Genomic DNA, 24,917 nt, shown 5'->3' on the forward strand with positions numbered 1-24,917 from the left:
TCAGGACTCACCCTGTTGCTGGCTGGTTGGAGGCCTGCGGGCCGCCCCGAAGAAGTCTAGGAAAGCAGGTTCGGAGTTGACCTCAGCTGGGCAGCTGACCACGACGGATTAGGAGGAATCACGATGGCGTTCAAGCAGTGGCACGGCCCGCCTGAGAGGAGGCTGGACGTGAGCAGGGGCCAGGCGAGCCGGCCCCTGCAGTGTGAGGCTAGGCACACGCCGATGATCACCAAGGGAGGCTAACGAGTCGAACACCAACATCATAGGCCAAGGGAAGTGCTACCCTGGGCTTGACAGTCTCAGCGCGCCGCACCGATTTGACCCTCTCCCCGGCCCGGTGCTACCATCGAGCCGGGAGCAGGCCGGGCGGTCGCGGCGCGTGAGCGTCGAGGAAAGTCCGGGCTCCGCAGGGCAGGGTGCCGGGTAATCCCCGGCGGGGGCGACCCCAGGGATAGTGCCACAGAAACATACCGCCTGACGGCTACATCCGTCGGGTAAGGGTGAAACGGCGGGGCAAGAGCCCGCCGGCGGCCTGGTAACAGGTCGGCCAGGCAAACCCCACCCGGAGCAAGGCCATATAGGGGGAGATGAGGCGGCCCGCTGATCCCCGGGTAGGCCGCTTGAGGTCCCGGGTAACCGGTGATCCCAGAGAGATGACAGCCGCGCCGAGGTACCGCGAGGTATCCCGGCGCACAGAACCCGGCTTACAGGCCTGCTCCCTCGACTAAGGATAGATTAGGTACGGGCTCCGCAGCATTTGGAACCGTCGCAGCTCAGGCTCCCAGCGCGCGGCGATCGCCGTCGCCGGAGCACCCCTCAGGATGGCCTTGCGCACGCTGCTGGTTCCCCATACGAAGTCGAACATGTACCGGCCGCCCCGCGGGATGAACTGTAGCGTCGGGCCGTGGAGCCGCCGGATCTCGTAGAGGATGTGGACCGCGGTGGTCGCCGGCTTGAAGCGGAGCGGATCGGTCAGCACCAGGCGTACCCCCCGGAGCGCGCTCTCGCCCCGCACGAACTCATAGGGTTCAAACACGACACCGCTCAACCCAACGGCGTTCAGCCGCGCTGCCAGCCGTCCGGCATTCAGCCAGGGGCTGATCACGACCTCAAAGGGGTGCGGGGTGCCGATGCCGGCGGATAGGTTCGTGCCGTCCAGAACGCCAGTGGCCCCGTAGTAGAACGGGGTTGTCATCGTCGGGATATTGGGCGACGGCCGCACCCAGGGCAATCCGGTCTCTCCCCAGACCGTGCGGCGCGACCAGCCGCGCATCGGCACCACGGTGAGCTGCGCGTTGATCTCGAACATCCAGTTGAAGAGTTGGGCCAACTCTCCCATCGTCATGCCGTGCACCAGCGGTATCGGGTACATGCCGATGAACGACCTGTAGGCGGGCTCCAGCACCGGCCCGTCGAGCTGCAGGCCTCCCTGTGGATTAGGCCGGTCGAGGACCACCACCGGCTTGCCCGCTTCACGCGCCGCCTGCAGCACCAACGCCATCGTGGAGGCGTAGGTGTAGGCGCGCGCTCCGACATCTTGAAGATCAATCACGAAGGTATCTATGACTGCCATCATCTCGGGCGTGGGCCGGCGCGTGGCGTTGTAGAGACTGTAGACCGGCACGCGGCCGGCAAGGTCCGGGACCGAGTGGCCGGCCGGAATCGTTCCGGAGACCCCGTGCTCCGGGGCGAACAGGGCGCCGACGACAAAACGCGGGTCCCGCAGGATCGCGCTCGAGGTCGTCTCTCCGCTGCTTGTCAGGCCGGCGGCGTGCGTTACGAGTCCGATGCGGCGTCCCTGCAGGAGCCCCGGCGCCTCCAGGAGAACATCCACGCCGGGCCGCGTCAGGCCCCCCGGCTGCGCTTCGGTGCGCCCGGTGTAGTAGGGAGCGACTGGTAGGAGCAGCAGGATCAAGAGGACGGCCGCGTGTTTGCGCATGGTCGTCCTAGAGTTCGGGTCCGGGGAGCCGATTCCTTGGCGACGGCCACCCGACCCAACACCGGTGGGCTGTGCCGGCAGTCCGCCACCTCAGGGGCGGACCTTTGTCCACGACCACGGCACCCCCTAGCAGCGAGGAGTCCCGGGGCGGGTTCCTGGCGCTCATACGCCACCGCAACTACGGGCTGCTGTGGACCGGTCAGCTCATCTCCCAGGTGGGAGACCGGTTCCACTGGGTGGCCATTTCCCTCTGGGTATACGCGCAGACAGGATCGGCGCTCTCGGTCTCCTACGCGATCACCGCGCTATTGGTCGCGCCGGCGCTGGTCGGGTTCTATGCCGGAACCGTGGTTGATCGTTATGACCGTCGCAGGATCCTGATCGCGGCCGACCTGGTGCGCGCCGGCCTTGTTGCCGCCATTCCATGGCTCATGCAGCAGGGAATGACTTGGGTGTACCTCGACCTGTTCCTTATCTCGGCGGCGTCCGCGTTCTTCAGGCCGGCGATGTTCGCCGCGATCCCCCAGTCGGTGCCCAAGCCGCGGCTGCTGCAGGCGAACGCCTTCTTTGCCTCCATGGACTCGAGCACAGAGGTGTTCGGGCCTGCGCTGGCCGGGCTGGTGGTGGCGAAGTTCGGGTACGCCTCGGCCATGTACATAGATGCGGCTACCTTTCTCGTGTCGGCCCTGTTCGTTTCGGGGCTGTCACTTCCAAGGCCGCAGCCGAGCGCGGGCGATGCGCGGACCGCAGGCCGTCCGGGAACGCTGCGGTCCATCCGGGAGGGCCTGAGGTACATCCGGGGAGACCGGGTGCAGGTTGCCCTGCTGGGGTTTCTCCTGGCCGGGTTCTGGGTCGCCGGATTGAATTCGCTTCAGACACCGCTGGCCAAGGGCGTGCTCGGCATCACCGACGACCAGTTTGGCTGGTTCCAAAGCATCTGGGGGGTCGGTTTCATCGGATCGGCGCTGCTGATGGGCTGGTACGGCGGCCGGTTCCCCAAAGGTTACGCGATCGTGTTCGCTTATCTCCTGTGGGCGGCGGCCGCCGGCGTGATGGGACTGAGCCCCAACTATGGAGTGCTCCTCGTGACTGGGTTCTGGGTCGGCTTCGCCAACATGCTGCTCTTCGTGAACGTTTCGACCATCTTGATGGAGCACACGCCACCAGACAAGATCGGACGCGTGATCACCACGCGGCAGGTCATGGTGGCGCTCATACGGTTAATAGCCCTCCTGGGATTCGGGTGGCTGGCGGATGTGATCGGCGTGAGGCTGGCGATCCTGATGATGGCCGGTGTCTCCTTTGTAGGCACCCTGGCGGCCACCATTAAGTTCCCGGAGCTGTGGCGGTATCGGTCCCCGACAGCGCCGCCTCCAGGGGAAGGCGTCGTCGTCCGCCGGCCCGCCACCGCCGGCCCCCCCGGACTCGTCATGCACTACCTCGAAGCCCACACCGACTCCGAGTTCGTGGTCGCGGAGCAGCGGTGGCTGAACGCAGCGTCTCTGCTCATTATCGGCGTGGGGTGGGTCGCGCTGCTGGTCACCATGCCCGTCCAGGCGCTGGGGATCGCGGCCGCCGTTGCCGGGGCCATCGGTGGGGCCGGCCTGGTGCGCGCCGCCGCACAGCGTCTGAAGCCAATGATGGAGGAGCGGGAGCGCCGGGGGTCAGGGCCGGCTTCCTAGACGGGGCAGAAGGAAAACCAGGGAAGGAGGCGAATAGAAGCGTCTACCGGACCGACAGCATAGCAAGCGCGACACTCCACGTCGCAAAGCGAATACTGAGCCCTCACTGAAGCCTTGCAGACTGCAGGCAGAGGGCCACCTGTCTTTCTCCGAGGGCAGCAGAGCGCGGCGCAGCAGTGCTACTTAGGAGACCAGGTGAAGTTCGTTCGCGCAATTGGCAATGCGATTGCTCGGGGACTGTTGCTCGGCGCTGATAGGGAACTGTAAGCTGTCGGTCTGGTTCTTCATTTCCCGGACCCTATGCAGACGATAACCCGAGAGGTTCGGCTCTTCGTGCCGATAGTCATTGCCTCGGCGACGGCAGTGGTGGTTCTGCTTGCCGATCAGGTCCCGTGGGATGACTGGCCACGCCTGCTCCTGTTTCTCGGTCTGATGATCTTTGCCTTTTCGGTCCGCATTCCGGACCCACGCGGGGGCTCACTCACACCAAGCATAGTACTATCCTACCTCGCAGTATACGTGTTCAACCCCCCAACGGCGGTTCTTGTTGTAGGAGTGGGAAGGACCATAGCTTACTCCCTGTCGCGAGGCTGGATTCCGTGGCGCGCTATCTTCAACGGCTGCCAGATCGCCCTTAGCGTTGCTGCGGGGGCGTACGTGTTCCGGCTGTTGGGTGGCGAGCCCGGGAAGATCGAACTGGCCTCAACCTATCTGGCCCTGGCGGCAGCTCCTCTGGCTCACCAAGTCGCGAACAACTTCTTCGTGGCATATGGCTTGAGTAGGTGGAGAGGAACACCTTTCCTCAGTACATGGTTTAGCAACACGCGTGATCTCTTCTGGCCGAATCTTCTGAGCATTCCTACGGCGATTCTCCTGGCCATTCTCTACAGCGAGGTTCACTATGCAGTTGTCCTGGTGTACCTTGCGCTGTTTCCTCTACAGCGACTGGCTATCGGCCTCTACGTCAAGCGCCGCCAGCTCTACGCCCAGATCGTTGACGGCCTCGTCGTAGCAACGGACGTGAACTTCCCTCTCGGTAGAGGCCATGCCAAACGGGTGGCCGAACTCGCCGTCTCTATCGCGCGCGAGATGCGGCTGAGTGAGACCGCGGTAGAGTCGGTCCAGTTCGCGGCCCTCATGCACGACGTTGGCATGATCGGCAAGGACGAGTTGCTGGACCGGCCCGTTCTGGCCCCTGAGGACGCCGAGGGCCTGCGGGACCACGTGCTGATCGGCGCTCAGGTGGCGAAAGAGCTGCCCCGCAGAGAGATCGCCACGATGATCCTCTGCCACCACGAGAGATTCGACGGCGCAGGATACCCCAGGGGCCTGCAGGGCGAGGCGATTCCCCTGGGCGCTCGAATCATCGCCCTGGCCGAGGTGGTTGACAGCATGGCGTCCGGGATCCATCCGTTTGTAGGGACTGCTCCCCTGGACGCAATTACGCTCAGTGTCGAGAGAGAAAAGGGAGCCGCCTTTGACCCTGAGGTTGCAGACGCCTTCATCCGGCTCGTCGAGAAGGGCCTTTTCTCCTTTAGCGACGTAGGCTTGGGCGACCAGTTCGCGCAGGAAGCGCCACGGCTAGGGGAGACCCCGGTCAGATGAGGACCACCGGCCGATTGATTGGTATCAGGTCAGCACTGGTGCTGGTCGCAGCTTTCTCTCTGGGCCTTGGTTTCTCAACGGTTCACCGGTCCGACCTGCTGCCGATGATCGTTCTCGTCTTGATGGCGGGTGTCGGTGAGTGGCTCGCCGTGCGGCTCGGTCCTCAGGGTGTGTTCACGCTGAGGCCGGTCGCGGCCTTTGTGGGACTGTGGATAGGTGGGCCGGCCCTTCTCATGCTTGCGGGATTGCTGCCCATCCTGCTGGTGGCGGTTCCTGCGCGAAGACTCCCGGTGGGCGGTGCCCTGTCTCAGGCCGGGGGGGAAGCACTTGGCTTCTGGGTCGGGTATCTGGCCTACGCAGGCCTCGGATGGGGATTGGGACGGCAGTGGGGTCACACTGAGACCGTCGAACTGGCTGCGCGCGTCGGTAGCATACTCACCTTCTGGTGCATGCAGATCCCTCTTCAAGCGCTTGACCTCAACCTCAGGGAAGGCATGCGATTCAGGTCGGTTCTTCGACACTTGCTCCGGAACGGGTGGACGCACGTGATGTCGCTGTCCGTCGCGGCCATCTTCCTGAGCTACATCCAGGCGAGTTTCGGCCTGGTCGTCATGGGCATCGCCTCCATTGTTCTCATCGAAGCCTACTATCCGTGGAAGCTCCTGGGAGACCAGGGCGGCGTTCTGCTCACAAGCCTGCAGGTGATGGCGCAGGCCGTTGACCTCAAGGATCCGTACACGTCAAACCACTCCCAGAACGTGGCGCGGTATGCGGTCCGCATCGCGAGGGAGATGGATCTGCCGGAGGCTGAGGTTGAGCGCGTCCGGATTGGTGCGCTCATGCACGACATTGGGAAGATCGGTATCAGCGGGCGCATCATCAGGAAGCCGGGGAAGCTCACGCCCGACGAGCACGTAACCATGATGCATCATTCATCCGTGAGCGCGAACATCATCGAGTCTCTGAACATCCTAGGCGAGTCGGCGGAGATGGTGCGCCACCATCATGAGCGATGGGACGGGGCCGGGTATCCCGACGGACTGGCAGGAGAACAGATTCCGGTGGGCTCCCGGATCATCCTTGTCGCCGATGCATTCGATGCGCTGACCACGGACAGGCCGTATCGGAAGGGCGTCGGTCGGGCCGAAACCGTCGCCATACTGCAGCAGAACGCTGGTACGCAGTTCGACCGAACCGCTGTAGACGCGTTGCGGCGAATAGTGGCTCTTCTGTAGACATCACGGCGCTCATCACACCCCACTTCACGCGGTCTCAACCAGCAACGCCTGCAAATCGGTCCGGAGATCCGCACATGGCAGGATGGTGACTCATGGCGAAGCTGGAGATCCACCTCCTGGGCCGCTTCGCGGTCGTCTCGAAGACAGGCCCAGTTGATCTCAAAGCCAGACCCGCCCAGTTGCTCGCCTACCTTGCACTTACGGGTGGACGGGCCATCCCCAGAACGCGCGCAGCCGGCGCCCTTTGGCCGGATCTGCCAGAGGAACGGGCCAGAGCCAATCTCAGCACGGTGGCATGGCGCCTCAGGGGCGTACTGGGATCTCATGGCCTTCCAACAGACGTGCTCGTGGCGACGGCCACGTCAGTGGGGCTCAACATGGACTTGTGCGACATAGATGTCGAGCAGTTCCGACAAGGTGTGCTGCGACCCGGTCAGACCGAAGCCGGGCTGGAGCACCTTTCCCGAACGATCGACGCCCTCCGGCACTACAAAGGGGACCTGCTGGAGGATTGGGATGTCGAGTGGTGCCAGCTTGAAAGAGAGAGCCTGAAGCAGTGCCTTGTTTCCTCGCTTCAGGCTTTGGCCGAGGGGTTTGCCCGTCGGGGGCGGCAGGACCTTGCGGTTGAGTACGCGCGCCGGGCCGCAGAGGCCGACCCGTTCAACGAGCCGGCACAGCGCAGCCTCATGAAGCTTCTCATTCGGGCCGGCGACAAGCCGGCTGCTGCAAGCCAGTTCAGGCGCTTCGCCCGCCTTGCCAGATCTGAACTGGGCGTGGAGCCAGATGCGGAAACGATATCGCTGCTTGAAGAGATGAGGCGCCCCACGCATGTCGGCATCGGTGGCGATGCGCGGATTCCGGCAGCGCCGGCCATTCAGCCTGACAGAGCGCCCCTGATGGGCAGGAGTGACGAACGCCAGGTCGCCGCTGCCCTCCTAGATGCCGCAGTAGCCGGCAGTGGAGGAGGGCTCCTGCTTGCAGGCGAGGCAGGCATAGGGAAGTCCAGGTTCGCCGAATGGGTGGCGGAGGAGTGGGCCGCGCGAGGCGGGGCTGCCCTTCGAGGGCGCAGCATCGAGTTCAATGAGCCGGTTCCGTACCAGCCGGTACTCGACGCGCTCAGCGCATTTCTCGATAGCGACGACGTTTCGCGGTTTGTTGGCCGAGACGGCAGTGTGCGTCCCACATCATCCTTTGATGATCCGGCAGGAAGCACGGGCGATCCATCCCCCGGGCCTCATGGCAAGCTTCGGCTGTTCAACTGGCTTCAGGCCCCACTGGAGGAGGCAAGTCGGAAGCGCCCTGTGCTGGTTATGATCGAGGACCTTCAATGGGCCGACACAGGAACGGTGGACTTCCTCGCGCATCTACTGGAGCGTATCAAGCACATGCGGATAGTCGCTCTCCTGACCGCTCGTCCTGTGGGAACCCGTCCGGTGCACGACTCGATCTTGGAAAGACTCGCGCGTCACTGTACAGCAATGCTCCGCTTGGGCCCACTGTCGGAGGTGGAGACAGGGGAACTCATTCGGGCACTGCTCGAAGGGCACTCCCTGTCAGCGGACCTGGTGGCGCGCATCTTTGCCGAGTCTGAAGGGAACCCCTTGTTCGTGATTGAGACACTCCGGCTGCTCCAGCAGCAACCGCGTGAACCACTTCCAGGCCGTTTTCCAGGGCTAGAGCCCGAAAGCCCCTTAAGGACTGAGATGGCGATTCCCGACGGTGTACGCACCGCGATTCAGCAGCGGCTGATCCTTCTTGACCCCACGGCTCGCCAGGTAGCAGAGATGGCATCTGTTCTGGGGAGGAGTTTCGATGAGGAACTCCTTGCCATGGTCAACAAGGGCAGCAGGAACCGGCTGTCAAGAAGCGTTGGGTGTCTGCTGAAACACGGGATCTTCCAGCGTGAGAACACAGGCTACCACTTCTCACACGACAAGATACGCGCGATTTGCTATGAGAGCCTTCCCGCCCACCTGCGACGCATGTACCACAGCCGGGCGGCGACGGTATTGATGCAATGGCCCGATATTCCGATGCATCGCCTCGCGTGGCACCAGCATTCCGCCGGTCAGTGGAACTCCGCGGCGGCATCCTGGGTTCAGGCCGGCGACCGGGCGAGGGGTTTCTACGCGTACGAGGAGGCCGTTCAGGCCTACAAGGCTTCCATTGCATGCGTTCGTAGGGATATCACCAGGGGTTCTGGGGAGAAGATCCTTGACGAGGCACTGCTCCTGGCCAAGACCGATGAGGTCCTCGAAATGCTGGGAAGGCCTGAGGATCGGGTGGTGCTTCTGGGTCGAATGGGTGCGCTTTGCCGCAGGCATCCTAACCCCAGGCTTCTGTCGGTTTGGCTGACGCGCAGTGCACAACTCCAGGAGCACTTCGGCAGGTTCGACCTGGCGGCCGGTCTTGCGCGTCGGGCATGGGTCAATTCGCGCGCTGCGCGCGACACGGGCGATGAGGCACAGGCGCTTCGCGTCCTGGCTTGGATGCTGAACAGGGCCGGGCGTCACAGGCGGTCGCTCGCAGTCTCCCAACTGGCCCTGAGGCGGACGGGCAATGCCAATGCCCCGCTCCGGATTGCAATCCTGAGGCAGGCGGCGACCGTCCACGCGAAGACCGGGAACTACGCGTCTGCCTCTGCGTGCCTTCAGTCTGCAAGGAGCATTTCGGCTGAATCGGGCGATAGCAGCGAGGCCCGATTTGTCTCGATGACGGAGGCAGTTGTTCTCAAGTGGACTGGGAACTTAACCGCGTCGCGCGCGAACCTGCTCGAAGGCCTACGGTTCGCGGAGGAGATCCATGACCCCACTACCGCCGCCAGGGTCACGTTGCAGCTCGCTACCCTGGATGCCTTGGAGGCGAGTCTGGGCAATGCTGTCCGGAGACTTAGGAAAGCACGCGTATCCGGTCAGACCACCGGACACTCCCGCACCGTCATGGCCTGCCGCAACGAAATCGCCAACAGCGTAGGGCGCCTGATAGGGAACTACCGCTGGGCATGGGACGCTTCCAAGAGGGCGCTGGAACTGTCCATTACCGCGGGTAACCGTCTCCTGATCGCCGTCTGCAAGGATTCGCAGGCCCAACTGCACCTAGATCACCACAACGCGGATGCGGCGGCTGGCTTGGTGAACGAGGTTCTACGGCTCTTCGATCTCGAGGGTCATTCAGGAGACCCCTACGGCCCCTTCCTCGAGTCCCTTGCCAAGCGCGGCATCATCGCGCTCCACCGCGGAAACCACGCACAGGCCGTTGCAGGTCTGGAGCAGGCGCGAGACATTCAGGCCCGCGTCGGCGAGCGGCTCATGCTTCCGGACACCCTCAGCTATCTCGCGCTGGCCTATGCCGGGCTCAGAGATGCTGACCGCGCGATTGCCACCTCCAACGAGGCGCTTGGGCTCCTTGCCGAGATTGGCCACGCCAATCTCCAGCCCCAGCGCATCTTCTGGCACCACTTCCGCATCCTGGCGGAGTTCAACCTTGAACTTCGGCTGCCGTTCCTGCGCAGGGCCGTGGAGTTCATAGACGCCCAGGCCGCGACGCTTTCGCCGGCCCAGCAGGTGCGTCTCAGAAGGGATGTCCCCCTCAACCGGGAGATCCAGGAGGCCTGGGAGCGCCACGGGCATGCCTGCGAGCCGCCCGCCCCCACGCTCGCCTCGTGAGAGCCCGGCGAGAGAGGCTCCCCTTACCATCCGACTCATCCTGAGTGGCGGCGACTCAAACACAGGGGTGAGGAACATGGAAGGGCAGGTTGTCGCGCGCTTCCTGGTAGACCATCCTTTCCGGTCGGGGACCGTGAGGGCGATTCTGGACACGCTCGTGGCTCAGGGAGGGGCCTATGAGCCTCATCTTGTGCGCCGCCTGCCGGAAGACAGCCTGCGGCGGATCATACCCGCAAGGCCGGTCCGGCTGCTGGACGACGCGGAGGAGGGGGGCACCCAGAGCACGTTCCTGCGTGTCTCCGAAGGGCTCATGCGGCCGGTGCTGACCCTCTCAGTGAGCGAGGTTCCCAGATCTCGCCCCAGCATGGTCACGCTGACAATGCCGCGCGAGGCGTTGGTGACGAGCAAGGATATCGAGCAGGTACTCGGCGTGTGCAAGGGTCTCTATCTGTTCCTGGAAGCTCCGTGGGGCACGGCAGGAGTGGATGATCCTCCTGATCTAACCTACCTGGGTTGGGCCAACTTCTTCGGTCCCGAGATCGTGGCCCGGCTCGGTCCTGCCCGCCTGCTTACTTCAATGGCGTTCATCGTCGAGATCCTGCCGGATGGCGGCATGATGCTGGTCACGCACGCATCGCCTGATCTCGCGGCTGAGCCTGGGGCGCGGTCCTTGCGACGGCAAATCGAAGAGGCCCTGGACCTACGCGACTGCCTGGGCGCGGTCTTGGGCGATAAGGTGCTGGACCGAGGCGTTCTTGCGCGCACTCCACGCGTAAGGCGGAAACCTCCCTCGCCACGGCCGTAGTCCCGGACCTCGCGCATCTGGCCGCCTTCCCACAAGATGTGGGGGATCGGCGGCTCCCCGCCACCATATCTGTCCCCCTCGCCGGCAGTGAAAGCCAGAGACCGCACCCCGTGGGGCTTCTGGCCGCCGGCCTCCCAAAATCTTTTCCAAATTGCAGGTCTACAAGAAGGAGTTTGTGGGAACATGGAGAATAGCGTGGGTCAGAGTGGGGAGTTGTGGGGATGCTCAAGGGTGAGTTCCAGTACGCGCTGGACGAGAAGGGGAGGGTTGTCATCCCCCCCAGATTCCGGCGCGTCCTGGGCGATCAGGTCGTAGCCACCCGCGGATTGGATCCCTGCATCAGCGTGTACTCGCCCGCGGAATGGTCCAAGGTCGCGGACGCTTTGCTGAAGCTTTCCACCAAGCAGCGCGACGTGATGCGCTATCTGCTTGCCGGCGCCGTGGACATAGATCTTGACCGCCAGGGCAGGATAACCCTGCCGCTTCACCTGCGGCAGCATGCCGGGATCGAGCGCGAGGTGGTGGTGGTGGGTCTGATCAGCCGGATCGAGATATGGAACTACGCCGGCTGGCAGTCGTACATCGAGAAGGCGAAGCTGTCGGCTCCGCAGATCGCGGAGCAGATCGAGGAGCTGCGAATATAGCCGGATCCCAGGAAGAAGCCGCCGGGCACATCCCGGTGATGCTCGACGAGGTGTTGGCCTGGTTGGAACCACGGCCCGGCGGCACGTACGTTGACGCCACGGTGGGCGCCGGCGGGCACGCGGAGGCGATTCTGGAGCGGATCGCCCCCTCTGGGCGGCTGATAGGGATAGACCGCGACGCCGAGGCGCTGGCGGTTGCGGAACGGCGGCTGGCTCGGTACGGAGATTCGGTTGTACTGCGGCACGCGAACTACTCGGCGATCCGCGCTGTCGTGGCGGAAGCCGGACTCGAGGCGGTAGACGGCATCGTGATGGACCTGGGAGCCTCGTCGCTGCAACTGGAAGAACCCCTCCGCGGGTTCAGCTTCACCCATCCGGGTCCCCTCGACATGCGGATGGACCGGACACAGCCGCGCAGCGCCGCCGATCTGGTCAACTCCCTGCCCGAGGACGAACTGCGGGGGATTATTTGGACGTACGGCGAGGAGCGATGGGCGCGCCGGATCGCGCGGGCGATCGTGCAGCGCCGCCCACTTGGCACCACCGACGAACTCGTCTCCGTGGTAGGCGCGGCCGTACCGCGACGCGCCTGGCCTCGGGGCATACACCCGGCGACACGCACCTTCCAGGCGCTGCGCATCGCCACCAACCGCGAGCTGGAAGCACTCGAGCAGGCACTACCAGAAGCAGTGGGGGCTCTCCGGGGGGGTGGGCGACTCTGCGTCATCACCTTCCACTCCCTGGAAGACCGCATCGTCAAGCACACCTATCTCCGCCTCTCCCGTGACTGCACCTGTCCTCCCGGGAGCCCCCAATGCGTCTGCGACGGCCGTCGCCTCGTGCGCGTTCTGACGCGGCGGCCTCTTACCCCATCGCTGCGCGAGATTACGGCCAACCCCCGTTCGCGCAGCGCCAAGATGCGCGTGGCAGAGCGCGCAGACGACCAGACCGAGCGTGCGTCGGGAGCCGGGCAATCCAGCGCTGATACCACCCTCCCCTCCGTCGTGCCTGACGTCCTCCCTCCGGCACCCGGCTTCCGGCGCCGATCTTCTTCCAGTTCTGCGGCGAGGCCGCGCACATGATCGCCGCCGACCGACGCACGAAAGTCTTTCCGGTGTGGCTCCCTGAGCGGTCGTCCCGCGGGGAGCCCGTGGTCCGTCGTCGCTCTCGGTTGCACCCGATGGCCGGCGCGATGGTGGTGGCGGTTCTTCTTACCCTGCCCGCTCTGCTATATGTTTCGCAGCTCACGCACCGCGCAGAGGCGGGGTACACGATCCTGCGGCTGCAGCGCGAGCTCACCCACCTGCGCGCGGAGCAAGCGCGCCTATCCTCGTATGCATCGGTCCTGAAATCGCCGCAGCGTATCGAGCACTACGCCACAACGGAGCTGGGCATGGCGCCGCCCCGCCATCACCAGCTCGCCGCCATCACCGCCGGGCCGGCCATCGCAGAGGTCCAGGTGCCTGCCGAGCGCCGTGGAGTCCTGCGCCAGCTCACGGCGTGGCTTGGGAGGAGCGAGGCCGAGGCCCGAGAGCGACCGAGATGACCCTCCCGCGTCGTCGCCGCCCGCCCGGGCGGGGTCAACCCCCCGGGCGGCGGTCTTTTCTCCGCGCGGCTGAGGCCGAACTCGACCACCTCCGGATGATCCGGCTGCGCACGGTAGTGCTCTTTGCGGTGCTGTGGACCGCGCTGGCCGGGGTCGGCTTTCGCCTCGTCATGCTCCACATCGTGGAGGCCCCTGAACTGGGCAGGATCGCGGAGCGCCAGCAGCTCGGCACCGTGCAGATCGAGGCCGGCCGCGGCCGCCTGCTGGACCGCCTGGGCAGGCCGCTGGCCGTGAACGTTGCGGCCGAGTCGGTCTTCGCTACGCCGTCCAAGATCGAGGACCACAAGGCATTCATCCGCGCCGTCGCGCCGGTAGTCGGGCAGCGACCCGCGGAACTCGCACGGAAGCTGGCTCCGGACAGGCACTTCGCCTGGCTGGCCCGGCGTGCCGCGCCCGAGGTTACGGCGGCGCTCCGCGCGATGCGGCTCGGCGACCAGATCGGCTTCCTCACCGAAACCAAACGCAGCTATCCCAACGGAACGCTGGCTTCCCATGTGATCGGCTTTGCCGGCGTTGACAACCAGGGCCTGGAGGGCGCGGAACTGGCGTTTGAGGAGATGCTGCGGGGCCGGCCCGGGTCCGCCCGCATCGAGCGGGACGCCATGGGCCGCCCGCGGTTCGATACGCGCGCCGTGGTGCGCGAGCCGGCTCCCGGCGCCGACGTGATGCTTACCATAGACCAGGTGATCCAGCACATCGCCGAGCGCGAGCTCGATCGGGCGGCGGTCTCCACGGGCGCAACCTCGGGCACCGTCCTGGTCATGGATCCCAGGTCGGGCGAGCTGCTGGCGATGGCCGCCCATCCGCGCTACGATCCCAACGCCGTGGGTCGCGCGCAAGACTCCGTGCTGGCCAATCGCGCCATCTCCGCGGTCTACGAACCGGGATCCACGTTCAAGATCATCCTGGCGGCGGCCGCGCTGGAAGCCGGCGCCGTGACCACGCGCGAGGTGTTTGCGAGCACCGGCGAACTTCGGGTTGCCGGCGGCTACGTCATTCGGGAGGCCCGCGGGCGCAGGTTTCCCAGGCAGACGCTGGGCGACATCGTCCGCCAGTCGTCGAATGTGGGTGCGGCCATGGTGGCGGCCCGGCTGGGCAAGGAGCGGTATCACGAAGCGATCCGCCGCTTCGGGTTCGGCACGCCCACCGGAGTTGATCTGCCCGGGGAGCTCTCCGGATTGGTGCCGCCGCCTGCGCAGTGGCTGGGCCCTGGACTCGAGACCATCGGCTTCGGTCAGGGGATCTCGGTGACGCCCCTGCAGATGCTGGTGGCCGCATCGGCCCTGGGCAACGGTGGCCAACTCGTCCGCCCGCACGTGTTGCGCGCCGCGCGCGATTCCGAAGGCCGCCTGGTCAGGGTGGCGGTACCGGAGCCGGGACGCCGGGCGACCTCGCCGGAGGTTGCCCGAGCGGTATTCGCGATGTTGGAAGAGGCCGTGAACAAGGGAACCGGGACGCTGGCCCGGGTCGAGGGATACCGGATCGCCGGCAAGACGGGCACGGCCCAGAAGCCGGCGCCGGGCGGCGGCTACATGACGGACGCGTTCGTGGCTTCGTTTGTCGGCCTGGTGCCCGCGGACAACCCGCGCCTTGCGGTGCTGGTGATTCTCGACGGCGTGAAGGGCGAGCAGTACGGGGGCACGGTCGCCGCGCCGGTCTTCCAGGCCGTTGCCACGCAGGTTCTCTGGCACCTGCGTCTGCCTCCATCCGAGCCGGCGGCCCTGGGCCGCCTGCCGTCGCGCACCGCGCCGTAGGGCGCTCGGGTGCCTGCTATAATGAACGCAGATTCCGCGGAGGTGGGTGGATGCATCTGCGCGCGCTGCTGACGGAGCTCGACGCGCCGTCGGTGGTGGGCGACCCCGGCGTGGAGATTCGCGGGCTCGCTTACGACTCCCGGGAGTGTGGTCCCGGGTTTCTGTTTGCCGCGCTCCGCGGCACGGTCCACGACGGGCACGCCTTCATCGGAGAGGCCGTCACCCGCGGCGCGTCCGCGATCCTGGTGGATCGCGCGGTCGCCGCGCCTCCAGGCGTTGCGGTGGTGCGGACCTCCGACACCCGCCGCGCGCTCGCGCAGATCAGCGCAGCGTACCATGGGCATCCCTCGCGCCGCCTGAGCGTGATCGGCGTCACCGGGACCAACGGCAAGGGCGCCACCACCTACCTGATCGAAGCGATCCTGCGCGCGGCCGGACGGCCGTGCGGCATCATCGGGACGATGGGGATTGTCATTGACGGAGGGGTGCTGCCGTCGGCGCGCACGACCCCTGAGGCGCCAGACCTGCATCGGGCGCTGGCGTCCATGGTGAGTGCGGGTATGCAGTACGCTGCGGTCGAGGTCGCGTCCCACGCGCTGGCGCTGGAGCGGGTTGCCGGGTGCCGGTTCAAGGTCGGGGTGTTCACCAACCTCACGCGGGACCATCTGGACTTCCACAAGAGCATGGAGGCCTACCGCGCAGCCAAGGCGCGGTTGTTCGCGATGCTCCCCGGCGACGGGTGGGCGGTCCTAAACGCCGACGACCCCACGTCGCGGATCATGCGTGCGGTCAGCCCGGCGCCGGTGGTGACCTACGGCGTGCGCGAGCCCGCCGATGTGCGCGGACGCGACCTCCGGCTGCACCTGCGCGGATCAACGTTCACCGCTGAAACGCCGGCGGGTAGCATTCCGGTCGAGCTGCGGCTGGCCGGCGGCTTCAACGTCGCAAACGCGCTCGCAGCGCTGGCCGTGGGCATCACGGCGGAACTGCCTCTGGCGGTGATGGCCGAAGCCCTGGCCGCGATGCCCGGTATCCCGGGTCGCTTTGAGAGCATCGAGGAGGGACAGCCCTTTGCGGTGGTCGTGGACTACGCCCACACGCCCGACGGCCTTGAAAACGTGCTGCGCAGCGCCCGCGAGGTGACCGGCGGCCGGCTGATCGTGGTCTTCGGCTGCGGCGGGGATCGCGACCGGCCCAAGCGCCCGGTGATGGGCAAGATCGCGGCGAGTTGGGCCGACCACGTGGTGGTGACCTCCGACAATCCGCGCACCGAGGATCCCCGCTCGATCATTGACGAGATACGTCCGGGCGTCGAGGCCGCCGCGACCCGCCGCGGCGTGCGCGTGCAGATCGAACCCGACCGGCGCCGCGCGATTGCCGCGGCAGTGGCGGAGGCGCGCCCAGGCGACCTAGTGCTGATTGCGGGCAAGGGCCACGAGACCTACCAGGAGATCGCCGGCGTGAGGCATCCGTTTGACGACCGGGAGGTAGTTCGGGAGGTCCTGAGTGCATCTGGCCGTTAGTGACATCGTCTCGGCCACCGGCGGCCGTCTCGTGCTGCCGCCGGGGGTGGCTGCGCCCACGGCGGTCGGCGGGGTTACGACCGACAGCCGGAAGGTGGCGCCCGGGCATCTCTTCGTCGCGCTGCGGGGCCCCAGTACCGACGGGCACCAGTTCGTGGAGGATGCGTTAGCGCGCGGCGCCGTGCTGTGCGTGGTCGCCGCCGCGTCGGCGGGAGCCGGCCCTGCAGCATCAGGTCCTGTAGCATCCGGCCCGGTGCTCGTGGTGGAAGACCCGCTGCGCGCGCTGGGCGCGATCGCCGCCCTGCACCGGCGCACGCTGCCTACCACCGTGGTCGGCATTACCGGCAGCGTGGGCAAGACCACGACGGTCGGTCTCTGCGCAGAGGTCCTGGCCGTGCGCTTCAACGCGGCCCGCTCCGCGGAGTCCTGGAACGCGGAGCTGGGCGTGGCCCTCGCGCTGTTGGGACTGGACCGGGGAGTCGAGGTCGCGGTCATCGAGATGGCGATGCGCGGCCTGGGACAGATCAGGGAGCTCGTCGAGATGGCGCTTCCCCGCATCGGCGCGGTCACCACCATAGGCGACACCCATCTAGAACTGCTGGGCACGCGCGAGAACATCGCCGCGGCCAAGGCCGAGCTGCTGGAGGGATTACCCGCGGACGGCACCGCGATCGTCAACGCCGACGAGCCCCTGACCGAGCGGCTGGTGCGGGATGTTCGGTGTCCCGTCGTCCGGGTCGGCCTCTCTCCGGAGGCAGACGTGCGCGCCACCGATATAAGGTGCACCCCTGACGGCTGCGCCTTCGTGCTCGACATCGGAGGGCAGCTCGGAGGGCAGCAGGGAGACGTGACCCTGTCGCTCCCGGGCACTCACCAGGTGCGCAACGCGCTGGTAGCCGCGGCCGTGGGCCACGCGTTCGGGCTGGGGTTGCACGAGATCGCAGCAGGGCTTGCCCGCGCACGCCAGGCGAAGATGCGGCAGGAGATCATCCTCCTCGGCGAGATGCTTGTCGTAGACGATACGTACAATGCCAGCCCGCAGTCCATGCAGGCCGCCTTCGACGTGGTTGTCCTCGCAGGGCCGGCTCGGCGGCGCGTGCTCGCGTTGGGCGAGATGCTCGAACTCGGCCCGGACTCGCCGGAGTTCCACCGCCGGGTGGGCCGGCAGGCGGCGGAGCTGCAGCCGGCGCTGCTGCTCGCGGTGGGACCCAACGCCCGCTGGTACCTGGAGGGAGCCGCCGACGCCGGTCTCGCACCCGGCGCCGCTGCCTGGGCCGGGACCACGGAAGAGGCGATCCCGTTGCTGCGCCGGGCGGTGCGGCCCGGCGATGTCGTGCTGATCAAGGGTTCGCGTGGTATCGAGATGGAGAGGGTGCTGGAGGGCCTGCGGGCCGGAATGGAGGCAACGCCGCCGTGAACGCGTTCATTGCGATACCCCTGTTGGTTCAGGTGGTCGCCGCCGGCGTGCTGGCGGCCGGCATCGTCGTGCTCGCGGGCCCCCGGACCATAGCGGCGCTCGCCGCGTGGGGACAGCAACAGCGCATCCGCGAGGACGCGCCGGCCCGGCACCAGGCGAAGACCGGTACTCCGACCATGGGCGGACTGCTGCTCATGGCTGCCATCGCCGCCGCCGCGCTGCTGGTGGCAGGCCCTGACCGCCGCGTGCTGTTTGGGCTCGCCGTGATGGGCGCCTTTGGCGCCGTGGGACTGCTGGACGATCTCCTGGCGATCCAGCACAACCGGAACCTTGGATTTCGCGCGCGCGAGCGGCTGGCGATGCAGATCATCCTGGGCCTGGCCCTGGGATACCTGGCCGCCCGTCAGTCCTGGCTTGGAACCGAAATCATCGTGCCTTGGGTGGGCCCGCTCGACCTCGGGTGGGGATACGTGATCTTCGCGGCGCTGCTCTACGTGGGGTTCACCAATGCGGTCAACCTCAGCGACGGCTTGGACGGTCTGGCCGCCGGGCTGGTCGCGGTGGCCGCGTTCGGGCTCGTCGTGGTGGCGCTGACAGCGCTGCTTTCCTCTGCCGCGGTGCTGGGTGCGGCCGTGGTCGGGGCCTGCGCAGGGTTCCTCAAGCACAACACCCACCCCGCGCGGATCTTCATGGGAGACGTTGGATCCAATGCCCTGGGCGGGGTGCTGGCCGCGCTCGCCATCATCACGAAGTCGGAGATCGCGTTCCTCTTCATCGGCGGCGTGTTCGTCGCCGAAGCCGCGTCCGTCATGATGCAGGTCGCGTACTTCAAGCTCACCGGCGGCCGGCGGATCTTCCGCATGAGCCCACTGCACCATCACTTCGAGCTGGTGGGCTGGTCGGAACCGGTCATCGTGCGCCGGTTCTACCTGGCCGGTTGGGTCTGTCTCCTGATCGGCCTGCTGGTCGCCGGCTGGTGACCGTTCGCCCGCCCGCGCGGGTCAGGGCCGTCCTGGAGCAGCTCCAGGGTCGGCGGATACACGTTCTGGGCCCCTCCGGCACCGAGGGCTCCGCCGTGACCGAGTTCCTCCTGAACCACGGCATCCGGGAGATAACGGTGCACGATCTGGAGCCGCCAGCGCGCTTCGACGAGACGCTGCGGCGCACGCACTGCTGGCTGGATTCCGAGGGGCAGGCCCGCCTGGCCGCCCGGCTGCGGGCAGCGCCCATCGCCTGGCGGCAGGGCGACCGATATCTCGAGGGAATCGAGGACGCCGGGGTCATCTTCGTCCCCCAATCCTGGTTCCGGCACCCGGAGAACGCGCCAGTGCGCGCGGCCGCCTCCCGCGGCGTTCGGCTGTCGAGCATGACGCACCTGTTCTTCGAGGTCTGGCCCGGGCCGACTCTGGGCGTCACCGGTACGAACGGCAAGTTCACGGTCGTCACGCTGATAGCCGCGATGATGGAGGCCGCCGGAGTGCCTCTCGTAGTATCGGGGAACGACCGTACGCACGTGCCTGCGCTGTACTCCCTCGACGGCGCGGATGATACGACGTGGTTGGTTCTGGAGATCAGCAACCGCCAGCTCCTCGGCCTGCCCTACAGTCCCCACATCGCGGTGGTGACCAACATCTCACCTAACCACCTGGACGACCACGGATCGCTGGAGGCCTATGTCGAGGCGAAACGCACGATCGTCCGCCACCAGGGCACGGCAGACATCGCGGTGCTCAACGCCGACGATCCCCTCGTGGAGGGAATGGCCGACGGCGCCGCGTCTTCGGTGCGCTGGTTCAGCCGGCACCGACCCGTTGCGACCGGAGCGCACCTCGACGGCGGGCGGATCGTGCTGGCCGGCGTGCCTCCCCGCCCGGTGCTGGAGGTGGGGGATCTTGCCGTGCCCGGCGCCCACATGCAGGAGAACGCCCTGGCGGCCGCCGCGGCTGCTGCGCTTGTCGGGGTCGGGCCCGGGACGATCGCGTCGGTGCTGCGCGCGTTCCGCGGCCTGCCCTACCGGTTCCGACTGGCCGCGGAGCGCGAGGGCGTTGCGTTCTACGAGGACTCGCTTGCAACCAATCCTGCCGCCGCCGCCGCGGCCATCAGGAGCATGGTCAGGCCGTTTCGCCTCATCGCCGGAGGGCTGCGCAGGGACGCCCGTGCAGACGACTTCCACCCCATGGTGCGCGCGCTGGAGGACGCGCCTGTCAGAGCGGTCTATCTGATCGGCTCGACCGCGGCCCTGCTGGCCGATGCGATCGGCGGGATGGCCGTACCCCCGCGCGTCTCGCAGGCAGGAACCCTGGAGGCCGCGATTGCGGCGGCCTGGGACGCCGCATCGCCCGGGGATGCGATCCTGCTCTCCCCGGGGTGCGAGAGCTTTGACCAGTTCGCCGACTACCGGCAGCGCGGCGACCGGTTTTGCCGGTTGATTGATGCGCTTCCGGCGCGCGCGGGCAGGCAGGTGTGATCGTGACCGCGCCCCCGCCCGCCCTGCACCGCCGGTCCGGCGACCTGTACCTGTTCATCTGCGTGCTGGCCCTGCTCGGGTTCGGGCTGGTAATGGTCTACAGCGCGAGCAGCATAGTCGCATTCGACCGCCTGGCCGACAGCGCGTACTTTCTGCGACGGCAGGCAACGTGGATCGGGATCGGCCTGGTCGCTATGTGGATCGCCAGCCGCGTCCACTACCCGCGGCTCCGGGCTTACGCCGTGCCGCTGCTGCTCGCCACCGCGGTCCTGCTCGCCGCCGTGCTGATTCCCGGGATCGGCAGGGTCGCCGGCGGCGCCCGGCGGTGGATCGTCGCCGGGCCTGCCGGCTTCCAGCCCGTGGAGCTGGCCAAGCTGGCGCTGCCCCTCTATGTCGCGCAGTTCGCGGTTCGGCGCGGCGCCGACATGCGCGACTTGCGCCGCGGCGTGGTACCACCGCTCTTTGTCACCGGGGTTCTCGCAGGCCTCGTCCTTCTGCAGCCCGACATGGGATCCGCGGTTGTGCTGGTAGTGATTACGATGACGATCCTATTTCTCTCCGGCGCCCGGATCGCGCACCTGGGACTCGTGGTTCTCGCGGCGCTTCCGGCTGCGGCCCTGGCAGTGGCAGCGGCGCCCTACAGACTCCGGCGTTTCCTGTCCTTCCTGGACCCCTGGAGCGACCCTCAGGGCAGCGGGTTTCACATCATCCAGTCGCTGCTGGCATTTGGGTCCGGCGGTCTCATCGGGGTCGGACTGGGGGAGAGCCGCCAGAAGTTCTTCTACCTGCCCGAGCGGCACACCGACTTCATCTACGCTATCGTTGGCGAGGAGATTGGATTGCTGGGCACCGTGGGGGTGCTGGTCCTATTTGCGTTCCTGGCCTACCGCGGCTATCTCATCAGCCGGGCAGCGCCCGACCGGTTCGGGTCGCTGCTGGCCGGGGGGATCACCGCGGCCATCGTGGGCCAGGCATTGATGAACATGGGCGTTGCCACCGGACTGCTGCCCGTCAAGGGCGTGCCGCTGCCGCTGGTCAGCTTCGGCGGCTCGTCGCTGGTGATGACGATGATACAGATCGGCATCCTGCTCAACATCTCGCAGTACGCCGCCGGGGAGGGAAAGTGAGAATCATTATCACTGGCGGCGGCACCGGCGGCCACCTCTTCCCGGCGCTGGCGATCGCCGAGGCGCTCCGGAGCCGGCGGCCCGAGGTGGAGATCCTCTTCGTCGGCGGCGACCGCATCGAAGCCCGCGTCGTGCCCGCGGAGGGCTGGCCGTTTGCGCGGATCCGCGCTCGTGGCCTGCCGCGGAGAGCGGGCCTGGCGGCCGCATCGGCGCTGGCGATCACCGCGGTGGGAACGCTCCAGGCGCTGCGGCTCCTGAGGCGGTGGCGGCCGGACGCGGTCGTGGCCACCGGCGGCTACGTGTGCGTGCCCGTCGGATGCGCCGCCGCGCTGCTGGGCGTACCGCTGGGAGTGCAGGAGCAGAACCTGCGTCCAGGCCTGGCGACCCGCCTGATCGCACGCTGGGCCAGATGGGTCTCGATTCCCCATCCCGAGGCGGCTGAACGTCTGAGGGCGCGCCGCACCGAGGTCACGGGCATCCCATTACGCCGCCGGGCGATGGAGGGCGATCGGGAGCAGGGTCTGGGCAGGTGGGGTCTTGACCCGGGCAGGCTTACCCTGCTCGTGTTGGGCGGCAGCCAGGGCGCCCTGAGCTTGAACCGGGCCGTCTGCCGGCTGGGCGATCTCCTTATGTTTGAGCCGGGGCTGCAGATCCTGCACCAAACCGGAACCGAGCATGCGCATTGGGTGGCGCGCGAGATCGGCCACCGCGAGCACATCGGTCCGCCCGCGTTGCGCCACGTTGCGGTGCCGTTTCTCGACGACATCGCCGACGCCTATGCCTGCGCCGATCTCGTGCTCAGCCGGGCCGGCGCCTGCACGCTGGCCGAGCTGACCGCGTGGGGGCTGCCCTCGATCCTGGTCCCCTATCCCAGTGCCGCGGAGGGACACCAGGAGGACAACGCCAAGGTCCTGGTGCGCGCCGGCGCGGCCATCCTCGTGCCCGACGCCGACCTCGGCGGCACGGCGCTGGTCGAGGCGGTGCAGGCCCTCATGGCCGATCCGCCCCGGCGGAAAGGTATGGCGGATGCCAGCCGGGTGTTGGGGCGCCCGGACGCATCCGGCGTGGTGGCCGATCTAGTGCTCGGCCTCGTCGCGCCCGGCGGCACACTTGGCGGTACACCTCACGGAGAGACGGAGGTCCGCGCGTGATCCAGCGCTCGTCACGGGTGCACTTCGTGGGGATAGGCGGCGCAGGGATGAGCGCGCTGGCCGAAGTGCTGCTGTACCGGGGAGTGCGCGTGTCGGGGTGCGATCTGCGCGACTCCGCCTCCCTCCGGCGGATCAGCGCGCTCGGCGGGGCAACCCAAGTCGGCCACAGTCCTGACCACCTGGCCGATGTGGACGTGGTGGTCTACTCGAGGGCGGTCCCGGACGAGAACCACGAGATCGGCGCCGCGCGAGCTCTTGGCCTGCCGGTTCTCCATCGGGCCGAGCTGCTGGCGCAGGTGATGGCGTTCGGCCGCGGCGTGGCGGTGGTCGGGACGCACGGCAAGACGACCACGGCCGCGATGCTCACGCGCGTGCTGGCGTCGGCAGGCCTGGACCCGATCGGGTTGATCGGCGCCGATGTCGAGGAATACGGCGGCGGTGCGCGTACCGGGCGCGGATCCTGGATCGTGGCCGAGGTGGACGAGAGCGACGGTTCGCTCCTGCACGTGCGCCCGTTCGCCGCGGTGCTGACCAGTCTGGATGCGACCGACCACCGCGACTACTACACGGCGCCCGGCCATCTCGAGCAAACGTTCGAGCGGTTCCTGGGCGCGGTTCCCCAGGAGGGCTTCATCGCGGTCTGCCTTGACCACGCGGGTGCGACCGCGCTTGCCCGCGGCCTCGACCGGTCCTTCCTGACCTACGGCTTTGACCGAGCCGCGTCGGTTCGGGGAGAGATCCGCGTGATTCGCGGGGAGGAGACCCGGACCGAACTGTGGATCGCCGGCAGGTTGTCCGGCGAGATGGTGCTGCGTGTGCCCGGTCGGCACAACGTCAGCAATGCGCTGGGCGCAATCGCCGCCGCGGTAGCGATAGGCGTGCCGGCCGATGCGGTCCTGGAGGCGCTGGCCGGCTTTCGGGGCGCCGCCCGCCGATTCGCGATCCGCGGCGAGGCCGGTGGCGTGCTCGTCGTGGACGACTACGCGCACAATCCGGTCAAGATAGACGCGGTGCTCCGCGCGGCGCGCGAGGGCTGGCCCGATCGTCGGGTGATCGCCTTGTTCCAGCCACACCGCTATTCGCGCACGCGCACCACCCACGCCGAGTACGGCCGGGCGTTCGATGCCGCAGACGAGGTGGTGGTGACCGAGATCTACCCCGCGGGCGAGCCGGCGCAGCCGGGCGTGACGGCCCAGTTGATCGTGGATGCGGTGGCCCCACACCGACCAGTTCGCTTCAGGGCGACCACGGAGGCCGCAGTGGACCTCCTGCAACAGATCGCCTCCCCGGGCACGATCGTGCTCACGCTGGGGGCAGGGGACATCGGCGCAGCGGCAGATGCCCTGCTTCAACGGCTGTCGGTGGTTGCCCGATGAAGGTCTCCCCGACCGCGCCCTCCCGTCTGGAAAGGCGGCTGCGCGAGGTCGTCGCAGACGTGCGCCGGGACGAGCCGATGTCCCATCATGTGCTGTTCCGCATCGGGGGCCCGGCGGATCTGCTGGTGATCCCGAGGAGTTCCGATGAGTTGCGGGCGGCCGCATCCGTGCTGTTCGAAGAGGGCCACCGGCCCGTCATCCTGGGCAACGGATCCAACGTGCTCATAGGGGACCGGGGAATTCGCGGGACCGTCGTGAAGATCGGCAGGGGCGTGGGTCGCGTCAGCATCAAGGGCGCGAAGGTCGTCGCAGAGGCCGGCGCCGGACTCCCGGCGCTGGCGCTGCGCACGGCGCGGAAGGGACTTGCCGGGCTTGAGTTCGCAGCCGGCATTCCCGGGTCTGTGGGCGGCGCGGTGGTGATGAACGCGGGCGCCTACGGCCACTCGATGGGAGAGGTCTTCGAGGCGGCCGACGTGCTGACCCCGGACGGTCCTATCTGCCTGGGACCCGAGGCGATGGGCTTCGGGTACCGGACCACGGCCATCCAGGCGCGACCCTGGGTGATTGCTTCGGTCACGCTCGCGCTGCGCCCCGACTCCCCGGCCCTGGTGCGGTCCCGCCTGGAGGGGTGGCTGGAGCGCCGGGGCGCGACGCAGCCGATCGGCCGGATGAGCGCAGGCTGCTTCTTCCGCAATCCCCCCGGCGAACACGCGGGACGGATCATCGAGTCGGTGGGCGGCAAGGGTCTGGCCGTAGGGGGCGCCCGCGTCTCACATATCCACGCGAACTACATCGTCAACGAGGGAGGGGCCACCGCCGCCGACGTGCTGGCTCTTGCGGCGCAGGTGCGCGCCCGCCTGCAGGAGCGCTTGGGGATCACCCTGGAATTGGAGGTCAAGCTACTGGGCGAGTTCTGAA

General features: G+C 67.3%; 17 protein-coding genes, 1 other RNA gene and 1 pseudogene. 18 read left to right on the top strand and 1 reads right to left on the bottom strand.

The annotated features are described in order from the left end of the window. Positions 1–354 precede the first annotated feature (354 nt). An RNA gene (gene rnpB, locus RDU83_12865) (RNase P RNA component class A) lies at positions 355–723 on the top strand. 1 nt (position 724) lies between these two features. On the opposite strand, the gene RDU83_12870 is transcribed toward rnpB, so the two are convergent. Next, positions 725–1,939, bottom strand: coding sequence for a DUF1343 domain-containing protein (locus RDU83_12870; protein MDQ7841894.1), 1,215 nt, complete (start codon positions 1,937–1,939; stop codon positions 725–727). Between the two features lie 104 nt (positions 1,940–2,043). Between RDU83_12870 and RDU83_12875 the strand changes: the two genes are divergently transcribed. The 17 genes and pseudogenes from RDU83_12875 (at position 2,044) to murB (ending at position 24,916) form a co-directional block, all read left to right on the top strand. Beyond that, complete coding sequence (locus RDU83_12875) at positions 2,044–3,621, top strand: MFS transporter (GenBank protein MDQ7841895.1); 1,578 nt, start codon at positions 2,044–2,046, stop codon at positions 3,619–3,621. A 300-nt stretch (positions 3,622–3,921) separates the two neighbouring features. Beyond that, a complete protein-coding gene (locus RDU83_12880; protein ID MDQ7841896.1) occupies positions 3,922–5,226 on the top strand; it encodes an HD domain-containing protein in 1,305 nt (434 codons plus the stop codon). Then, on the top strand, positions 5,223–6,461 hold the full coding sequence (locus RDU83_12885; GenBank protein ID MDQ7841897.1) for an HD-GYP domain-containing protein: 1,239 nt from the start codon (positions 5,223–5,225) through the stop codon (positions 6,459–6,461). The genes RDU83_12880 and RDU83_12885 overlap by 4 nt, the downstream gene beginning before the upstream one ends. Before the next feature lie 95 nt (positions 6,462–6,556). Beyond that, the gene (locus tag RDU83_12890; GenBank protein ID MDQ7841898.1) at positions 6,557–10,129 is read left to right on the top strand and encodes an AAA family ATPase; all 3,573 of its coding nucleotides are present in this window, start codon (positions 6,557–6,559) and stop codon (positions 10,127–10,129) included. Positions 10,130–10,205: 76 nt separating this feature from the next. After that, positions 10,206–10,934, top strand: a complete 729-nt coding sequence (locus RDU83_12895; GenBank protein ID MDQ7841899.1) for a hypothetical protein — start codon at positions 10,206–10,208, stop codon at positions 10,932–10,934. A 221-nt stretch (positions 10,935–11,155) separates the two neighbouring features. Continuing rightward, positions 11,156–11,578: a division/cell wall cluster transcriptional repressor MraZ gene (gene mraZ, locus RDU83_12900; protein ID MDQ7841900.1), complete on the top strand. Its 423-nt coding sequence runs from the start codon at positions 11,156–11,158 to the stop codon at positions 11,576–11,578. Beyond that, positions 11,575–12,513 (top strand): annotated as a pseudogene (gene rsmH / locus RDU83_12905) (16S rRNA (cytosine(1402)-N(4))-methyltransferase RsmH). Before mraZ ends, rsmH begins: the two are co-directional and overlap by 4 nt. A gap of 143 nt (positions 12,514–12,656) precedes the next feature. Continuing rightward, positions 12,657–13,124 (top strand): hypothetical protein, encoded by a 468-nt coding sequence (locus tag RDU83_12910; protein MDQ7841901.1) that lies wholly within the window; start codon positions 12,657–12,659, stop codon positions 13,122–13,124. Then, positions 13,121–14,938: a penicillin-binding protein 2 gene (locus RDU83_12915; protein ID MDQ7841902.1), complete on the top strand. Its 1,818-nt coding sequence runs from the start codon at positions 13,121–13,123 to the stop codon at positions 14,936–14,938. Before RDU83_12910 ends, RDU83_12915 begins: the two co-directional genes overlap by 4 nt. 50 nt (positions 14,939–14,988) lie before the next feature. After that, positions 14,989–16,461, top strand: coding sequence for a UDP-N-acetylmuramoyl-L-alanyl-D-glutamate--2,6-diaminopimelate ligase (locus tag RDU83_12920; protein MDQ7841903.1), 1,473 nt, complete (start codon positions 14,989–14,991; stop codon positions 16,459–16,461). Next, positions 16,445–17,878, top strand: a complete 1,434-nt coding sequence (murF, locus tag RDU83_12925) for a UDP-N-acetylmuramoyl-tripeptide--D-alanyl-D-alanine ligase (GenBank protein ID MDQ7841904.1) — start codon at positions 16,445–16,447, stop codon at positions 17,876–17,878. The genes RDU83_12920 and murF overlap by 17 nt, the downstream gene beginning before the upstream one ends. Then, positions 17,875–18,858 carry a phospho-N-acetylmuramoyl-pentapeptide-transferase gene (mraY, locus tag RDU83_12930; protein MDQ7841905.1) on the top strand — a complete coding sequence of 328 codons (984 nt, stop codon included), beginning with the start codon at positions 17,875–17,877 and terminating at the stop codon, positions 18,856–18,858. The genes murF and mraY overlap by 4 nt, the downstream gene beginning before the upstream one ends. Then, positions 18,855–20,345, top strand: coding sequence for a UDP-N-acetylmuramoyl-L-alanine--D-glutamate ligase (gene murD, locus RDU83_12935; GenBank protein ID MDQ7841906.1), 1,491 nt, complete (start codon positions 18,855–18,857; stop codon positions 20,343–20,345). The genes mraY and murD overlap by 4 nt, the downstream gene beginning before the upstream one ends. A 2-nt stretch (positions 20,346–20,347) precedes the next feature. Further along, complete coding sequence (gene ftsW / locus RDU83_12940) at positions 20,348–21,472, top strand: putative lipid II flippase FtsW (protein ID MDQ7841907.1); 1,125 nt, start codon at positions 20,348–20,350, stop codon at positions 21,470–21,472. Beyond that, on the top strand, positions 21,469–22,623 hold the full coding sequence (gene murG, locus RDU83_12945; GenBank protein ID MDQ7841908.1) for an undecaprenyldiphospho-muramoylpentapeptide beta-N-acetylglucosaminyltransferase: 1,155 nt from the start codon (positions 21,469–21,471) through the stop codon (positions 22,621–22,623). The genes ftsW and murG overlap by 4 nt, the downstream gene beginning before the upstream one ends. Continuing rightward, positions 22,620–23,999 carry a UDP-N-acetylmuramate--L-alanine ligase gene (gene murC / locus RDU83_12950; GenBank protein MDQ7841909.1) on the top strand — a complete coding sequence of 460 codons (1,380 nt, stop codon included), beginning with the start codon at positions 22,620–22,622 and terminating at the stop codon, positions 23,997–23,999. The genes murG and murC overlap by 4 nt, the downstream gene beginning before the upstream one ends. Then, on the top strand, positions 23,996–24,916 hold the full coding sequence (murB, locus tag RDU83_12955; GenBank protein ID MDQ7841910.1) for a UDP-N-acetylmuramate dehydrogenase: 921 nt from the start codon (positions 23,996–23,998) through the stop codon (positions 24,914–24,916). Before murC ends, murB begins: the two co-directional genes overlap by 4 nt. Position 24,917 lies beyond the last annotated feature (1 nt).

The sequence above is a fragment of the bacterium genome (assembly GCA_031082185.1).
Taxonomy (GTDB): Bacteria; Sysuimicrobiota; Sysuimicrobiia; order Sysuimicrobiales; family Humicultoraceae; genus VGFA01.

Coding starts and splice junctions, on each gene's coding strand:
- RDU83_12870 (MDQ7841894.1), bottom strand. CDS start 1,939: ATGCGCAAACACGCGGCCGTCCTCTTGATCCTGCTGCTCCTACCAGTC.
- RDU83_12880 (MDQ7841896.1), top strand. CDS start 3,922: ATGCAGACGATAACCCGAGAGGTTCGGCTCTTCGTGCCGATAGTCATT.
- RDU83_12885 (MDQ7841897.1), top strand. CDS start 5,223: ATGAGGACCACCGGCCGATTGATTGGTATCAGGTCAGCACTGGTGCTG.
- RDU83_12890 (MDQ7841898.1), top strand. CDS start 6,557: ATGGCGAAGCTGGAGATCCACCTCCTGGGCCGCTTCGCGGTCGTCTCG.
- RDU83_12895 (MDQ7841899.1), top strand. CDS start 10,206: ATGGAAGGGCAGGTTGTCGCGCGCTTCCTGGTAGACCATCCTTTCCGG.
- mraZ (MDQ7841900.1), top strand. CDS start 11,156: ATGCTCAAGGGTGAGTTCCAGTACGCGCTGGACGAGAAGGGGAGGGTT.
- RDU83_12910 (MDQ7841901.1), top strand. CDS start 12,657: ATGATCGCCGCCGACCGACGCACGAAAGTCTTTCCGGTGTGGCTCCCT.
- RDU83_12915 (MDQ7841902.1), top strand. CDS start 13,121: ATGACCCTCCCGCGTCGTCGCCGCCCGCCCGGGCGGGGTCAACCCCCC.
- RDU83_12920 (MDQ7841903.1), top strand. CDS start 14,989: ATGCATCTGCGCGCGCTGCTGACGGAGCTCGACGCGCCGTCGGTGGTG.
- murB (MDQ7841910.1), top strand. CDS start 23,996: ATGAAGGTCTCCCCGACCGCGCCCTCCCGTCTGGAAAGGCGGCTGCGC.